Raw genomic sequence first — 5,528 nt, 5'->3', positions numbered from 1 at the left:
TGATCGCGCTCGACGCCGCCGGCCGCTCGGCCTGGCGCTTCTCGACGCCCGGCATGAACCGCGGCCTCGCCCGGTCGGACGGTCGCCGGGGCGTCGCGATCCACGGCGACGAGTTCGCTGGACAGGCGGGCGCGGACGGCTAGGGCCGGGCCATGCGCCTTTCCCTTTCCGCCGCCGCCATCGCCCTCGCCGTCGCGCTCGGGGTCGCCAGCCCCGTCGGCGCCTATTGGGAATATGGCCACGAGACGATCGCCGGCATCGCGATGGCCAACGTCACCCCGCGGACGCGCGCCGCGGTGAAGCGCATCCTGGCGACCTCCGCGCTGCTCGACACGCCGACCTGCCCCGCCCGCACGCCGCAGCAGGCGTCGGTATGGGCGGACTGCGTCAAGCCGCTGAAGGACGCGGCCGGCAGGTCGCGGTTCGGATACGCCTATGGCTGGCACTTCCAGGACGTCGAGGTGTGCGAGCCGTTCGAGCAGTCGCTGGAGCAGGCATGCAGGGACGGCGCCTGCGTCTCCGCGCAGATCGAGCGCGACGTGGCGCTGCTGCGCGATCCCGCGACCGGCGCGCACGACCAGGTACAGGCGCTGGCGTTCCTGATCCACTTCGTCGGCGACCTGCACCAGCCGCTCCATGCCGGCGAGCGGCACGACAAAGGCGGCAACGACGTCCCCGTCAGTTATGGCGGCTATGCGCCCGACCGGCTGAACCTCCATTCGGTGTGGGACGGGCTGCTCGCCGAGCGCGCGATCACCACCGGCCCGACCATGATCCGCCGCTATCCCGCCGCGACGCGCCGGCAGGTGGCGGCGGGCAGCGTCGCGGACTGGAGCCGCGAGAGCTGGCGGGTAGCGCGCGACACCGTGTACGCGGGCGCGCTGAAGGGCGATCCGTGCGCGCCTTCCCCGGCATCGACCCCGGCATCGACCCCGGTGCCGGCGCGCGTCGCGCTGGACGAGGCGACGATCGCCGCCTGGCTTCCCGCCGCCCGGCTGGAGATCGAGCGCGGCGGCCTGCGCCTCGCCAAGGAACTGGACGCGGCGCTGGGGTGAGGGAGCTTCCCTGGTGCGCAGGTCGGGCGACACGCGGGACATGCCGTCGTTCGGGCATCGTCATCGACGGGTTCGTCGACTAGACATGGCGCGCGGCCGTGCCTAGCCTGGCGGCGATGACGCGGATCGACCTTTCCGTGCCCGACGACCTTGGTGACTGGGCGGAAGCGCGCGCGGCCGAAGCGCGGCTGGGCGGCGCGGGCGAGTATGTTGCCGGCCTGCTGCGGCGCGAGCGCGAGGATGCCGAGAAGCTCGTCCGGTTGCAGGCGGCGATCGACAAGGGGCGTGCGTCGGGTGTGAGCGAGTGCGATCCGCTCGCGTATCTGGACGAGTTGCGGGCGGGATTGCGCGCCGCCCGGAGCGCGGATGCAGCTTGAGCTGAGCCGCAGGGCTCTGGCGGACCTCGACGACATCCGCGATTTCAGCGTCGAGCGGTTCGGGCTGGTCCGCGCCATCGCCTACCTCGACGCGATCGAGCAGGCGTTCCGCCATGTTCTGAGCTTTCCCGAAGTCGGCCCCGTGTTTCCAAGCGCGGATGAGCAGACGCGTAGCCTGGCGGCGGGCGAGCACCGCATCTTCTACGTGCATGACGCGGAGAAGATCCTGGTCCTGCGCGTTCTCCACAAGAGAATGGACGTGAAACGCCGCATGTGAGCGAGGGATGGCCGTCGTCGATTGCAAGGAGCGGCCTGAGCGCAGGCTCAGGCGGGTTCGGAGGACGTCCGCAGGTAGACCTCCCCGCCCTTCTCCCGGAACATCTCGCTCATCTCGGCCATGCCGCGGAGCGCCGCCGCCTTGCTCGCCGCCGCCGTTTCCGCGCCGGTCGGGCCGCCTGTCGCGATGAAGGAGTCCGCCGACTGGTTCTGCTTCGCCGCGAACTCGCGCACCTCGGCGGTGATCTTCATGGAGCAGAACTTCGGCCCGCACATCGAGCAGAAATGCGCGGTCTTGGCGCCTTCCGCGGGCAGCGTCTGGTCGTGGTAGGACTCCGCCGTGTCGGGGTCGAGCGACAGGTTGAACTGGTCGCGCCAGCGGAACTCGAACCGCGCGCGGCTCAGCGCATCGTCGCGCATCTTGGCGGCGGGATGCCCCTTGGCGAGGTCCGCGGCATGGGCGGCGAGCTTGTAGGTCACCACGCCCGTCTTCACGTCGTCGCGGTCGGGTAGGCCCAGATGCTCCTTGGGCGTGACGTAGCAGAGCATCGCGCAGCCGAACCAGCCGATCATCGCCGCGCCGATGCCGCTGGTGATGTGGTCGTATCCGGGCGCGATGTCGGTCGTGAGCGGCCCGAGCGTGTAGAAGGGTGCCTCGCCGCAGACCTGCAGCTGCTTGTCCATGTTCTCCTTGATCTTGTGCATCGGCACGTGACCGGGACCCTCGATCATCACCTGGACGTCCTGCGCCCAGGCGCGGTGGGTCAGCTCGCCCAGCGTGTAGAGCTCGCTGAACTGCGCCTCATCGTTGGCGTCGGCGATGCTGCCCGGGCGCAGGCCGTCGCCCAGGCTGTAGGCGATGTCGTACGCCCGCATGATCTCGGTGATCTCGTCGAACCGCTCGTAGAGGAAGCTCTCGCGGTGGTGCGACAGGCACCATTTCGCCATGATGCTGCCGCCGCGCGACACGATGCCTGTCACGCGCTTCGCGGTCATCGGTATGTACGCCAGGCGCACGCCGGCGTGGATGGTGAAATAATCGACGCCCTGCTCCGCCTGCTCGATCAGCGTGTCGCGGAAGATCTCCCACGTCAGCTCCTCGGCGATGCCGCCCACCTTCTCCAGCGCCTGATAGATCGGCACGGTGCCGATCGGCACGGGCGAGTTGCGGATGATCCACTCGCGCGTGTCGTGGATGTTGCGCCCGGTCGACAGGTCCATCACCGTGTCAGCGCCCCAGCGGATCGACCAGACGAGCTTGTCGACCTCCGCCGCCACGTTGCTGGCGACCGCGCTGTTGCCGATGTTGGCGTTGATCTTGACCAGGAAGTTGCGGCCGATCGCCATCGGCTCGGATTCGGGATGGTTGATGTTGGACGGGATGATCGCACGGCCGCGCGCGACCTCGTCGCGGACGAACTCCGGCGTCACGAAATCCGGGATGCTCGCGCCGAAGGCCTCGCCGTCGCGGACGTGGTCCAGCCGCTGCTGCCGGCCGAGGTTCTCGCGGACGGCGACATATTCCATCTCGGGAGTGACGATGCCCCGGCGGGCATAGTGCATCTGGCTGACGTTGCCGCCGGCCCCCATACCGCCTCGGGCGCGGAGCGGACGGCGGATCACGTTGGGGAACGGCTGCACGCCGCCCGAACGGTCCGGGCCGAGCTGGCCGTTGTCCTCGGGGCGCAGCTCGCGGCGGTCGTAGCTCTCGACGTCGCCGCGCCCGACGATCCAGTCGCGGCGCAAGGGGGGCAGGCCCGCGCCGATGTCGATCGTCGCGGCGGGATCGGTGTACGGCCCCGACGTGTCGTACACGCGCAGCGGCGGCTCCGGGCACGATGGGTCCAGCCGGATCTCACGCATCGCGACGTTCAGCGGGCCGACGTGGATCTTGGCGGAGCCGCGGATCGCGCCGGTGGTGACGCCGATCTCGGTGCGGGCGGGAAGGTCGGCCATGCGCTTGCTCCTTGGATACGGAGCGGGGGCGGCCTGTCGCGACCTCCCTCCCTCCGCCGGTGTCAACCGGATCAGGTTCAGCGGGTTCCGGGCCATGCGCCCAATCTCAGCCTCGTCAAGAGGCACCCCGGGGAATGGATCGGGCCGTAGCAGGCTTCGCAGGCCGCGCTAACCGAAAACGTCAGCAAGCCTCGGCTCATGGACGCGGAAATACGTGTTGGCCACGCGCTTCGACCTCAGCAAGTACGCCGTCCAGAATGCCGAGTGGAGGACGGGTTTGAAGAAATCCCAGTCCAGCGCGGTCCGTGCCGCTTCCGCGAACGCGAACGGCCCCGTAGCCTGGACGTGCAACGCGCTCAGCACGGTCATCGCCGGTGCTTCCAACGCCATCAGCCACAGGCCCGCAATGACGATGAGCGGCGTCGAGGGCTCGCGCCGGAAGAGCAGGAGCCAGGCGAGAGCGGCGGAGATGATCGCGAACGCGACCAGTTCCTCGCCATCCCAGTCATCGGGATAAAGAAAGGGATAGATCAGGACCAGCAGCCTCAACGCCGCATGCGTGGACAGCAGTCCGAACAGGAAGACGAGCCAGCCACCCATTCCAACTGGTCTTCGCCGTCCGTCCCGCGCCATGCCCCCGTCCCCCTGCGTGTCCATCCTGACGTCCGTCCCGCGCGACGTCTAGGGACGCGGGGAGTCGACATGCGGTATCGCAGGCGGCGCCCGGCAGGGATCGGTCCCGACCCCGCGACCGCCCCCGATCCTTGACGCCCATCGCCGCCGCCGCTATTGACACCGATGTCAGTAAGGAGTGCCTTCATGGCCGGCAAGGTCTCTCCGTATCGCAAGGATTGGCGCGGCGCGTTCGCGGCGTTGCGCGCGCTGCTCGCCGACGGGGACGACACGCATCAGGTGTTCCTCATCATGCGTGCGCTCAACGGCTCGGCGACGCTGAAGGGCTATCACCGGCTGCTCGGCCGGCCCGGTGGCGGGCGCATCGCCTATCGCCGCGTCGAGCTTGCCGAGCGTCTGTCCGATCCCGCCTATGTCGCAGGCTTCCCGCCCGGCTCGGTCGGCGCCGCCTATCGCGACTGGCTGGCGGAGACGGGTTATTCCGCTGCGGGGCTCGCGGCGATCTCGCTGGTGGGGGTGGAGCGGCTGGCGGAGGAGCATCCCTATGCGTGGTTCGGCCGCCGCACGCGCGACCTGCACGACAGCTGGCATGTGCTGACCGGCTACAAGGCGGACGAGACGCTGGGCGAGGCGGCGCTGGTCGGCTTCTCCTATGCGCAGACGGGCGGCCTCGGCTGGGCATGGATCGCGGCCGGCGCGGCGTTGAAGAGCCGCAGGGTCACGGGCGGCTGGCTGTTCGCCCGCGCGGTGTGGGAGGGGTATCGCAACGGCCGGCGGGCGGCGTGGCTGCAGGGCGAGGACCATGAGACGCTGCTGCACGAGCCGCTGGACGCGGCGCGCGCGCGGCTGAACATCCGCGAGCCGGTCGCATACCGCCGTGCGCAGGCGGCGCTGGGACCGGCGATGGCGTCCTATGCCAGCGTGGCGAGGACGGCGGCGGCCTGACATAAACCTGCTGTCTTCGGTAAGGGCGGGACAGGGGGCGGGGCGGGGGAGTGCGATCCGGCCGTTCCCCCCGCCAAGATTACCTTCTACGCGCTGCCCGATGATCGCCCGGCTGGTCCTGACCGACGTTCGCAACCACGCCGCGCTCGCCCTCGCCCCGCGGCGGGAGGGAGGGCCGGGGCTCGTGATCCTCACCGGCCGTAACGGCGCGGGCAAGACCAACGTCCTGGAGGCGGTGTCGCTGCTCGCGCCCGGCCGCGGCCTGCGCCGCGCGGCGCTGTCCAGC

Annotated in this window: 6 protein-coding genes, 1 pseudogene and 1 riboswitch; of the genes and pseudogenes, 5 read left to right on the top strand and 2 right to left on the bottom strand. The window is 70.1% G+C overall.

Features of this window, described 5'->3' with window-relative positions; translation table 11 throughout:
• Nucleotides 1-152: 152 nt before the first annotated feature.
• The 3 genes from HUV01_RS11330 (at nt 153) to HUV01_RS11320 (ending at nt 1,709) form a co-directional block, all read left to right on the top strand.
• Entirely contained in the window at nt 153-1,055 is a 903-nt protein-coding gene (locus HUV01_RS11330) for a S1/P1 nuclease (RefSeq protein WP_174298354.1), read from the top strand.
• Nucleotides 1,056-1,153: 98 nt separating this feature from the next.
• On the top strand, nt 1,154-1,432 hold the full coding sequence (locus HUV01_RS11325; RefSeq protein WP_254606582.1) for a type II toxin-antitoxin system ParD family antitoxin: 279 nt from the start codon (nt 1,154-1,156) through the stop codon (nt 1,430-1,432).
• Nucleotides 1,422-1,709: a type II toxin-antitoxin system RelE/ParE family toxin gene (locus HUV01_RS11320; RefSeq protein WP_174298353.1), complete on the top strand. Its 288-nt coding sequence runs from the start codon at nt 1,422-1,424 to the stop codon at nt 1,707-1,709. Before HUV01_RS11325 ends, HUV01_RS11320 begins: the two co-directional genes overlap by 11 nt.
• A gap of 47 nt (nt 1,710-1,756) precedes the next feature.
• On the opposite strand, the gene thiC is transcribed toward HUV01_RS11320, so the two are convergent.
• Entirely contained in the window at nt 1,757-3,664 is a 1,908-nt protein-coding gene (gene thiC / locus HUV01_RS11315; RefSeq protein ID WP_174298352.1) for a phosphomethylpyrimidine synthase ThiC, read from the bottom strand.
• Between the two features lie 31 nt (nt 3,665-3,695).
• Nucleotides 3,696-3,804: riboswitch (TPP riboswitch) on the bottom strand.
• Between the two features lie 28 nt (nt 3,805-3,832).
• On the bottom strand, nt 3,833-4,264 hold the full coding sequence (locus HUV01_RS11310; protein ID WP_174298351.1) for a DUF2569 family protein: 432 nt from the start codon (nt 4,262-4,264) through the stop codon (nt 3,833-3,835).
• 219 nt (nt 4,265-4,483) lie between these two features.
• Here HUV01_RS11310 and HUV01_RS11305 point away from each other — a divergent pair, with 219 nt between their 5' ends.
• The gene (locus HUV01_RS11305) at nt 4,484-5,242 is read left to right on the top strand and encodes a Coq4 family protein (protein WP_174298350.1); all 759 of its coding nucleotides are present in this window, start codon (nt 4,484-4,486) and stop codon (nt 5,240-5,242) included.
• 100 nt (nt 5,243-5,342) lie between these two features.
• Nucleotides 5,343-5,528: pseudogene (locus HUV01_RS11300) on the top strand (DNA replication/repair protein RecF); the annotation flags it as partial.

It is taken from the genome of Sphingomonas bacterium, from assembly GCF_903643035.1.
GTDB lineage: Bacteria > Pseudomonadota > Alphaproteobacteria > Sphingomonadales > Sphingomonadaceae > Sphingomonas.
The sequence above is the reverse complement of the archived record's forward strand: the minus strand, read 5'-3'. Positions and strand labels throughout refer to the sequence as shown.

Coding starts and splice junctions, on each gene's coding strand:
- HUV01_RS11320 (WP_174298353.1), top strand. CDS start 1,422: ATGCAGCTTGAGCTGAGCCGCAGGGCTCTGGCGGACCTCGACGACATC.
- thiC (WP_174298352.1), bottom strand. CDS start 3,664: ATGGCCGACCTTCCCGCCCGCACCGAGATCGGCGTCACCACCGGCGCG.
- HUV01_RS11330 (WP_174298354.1), top strand. CDS start 153: ATGCGCCTTTCCCTTTCCGCCGCCGCCATCGCCCTCGCCGTCGCGCTC.
- HUV01_RS11305 (WP_174298350.1), top strand. CDS start 4,484: ATGGCCGGCAAGGTCTCTCCGTATCGCAAGGATTGGCGCGGCGCGTTC.
- HUV01_RS11310 (WP_174298351.1), bottom strand. CDS start 4,264: ATGGGTGGCTGGCTCGTCTTCCTGTTCGGACTGCTGTCCACGCATGCG.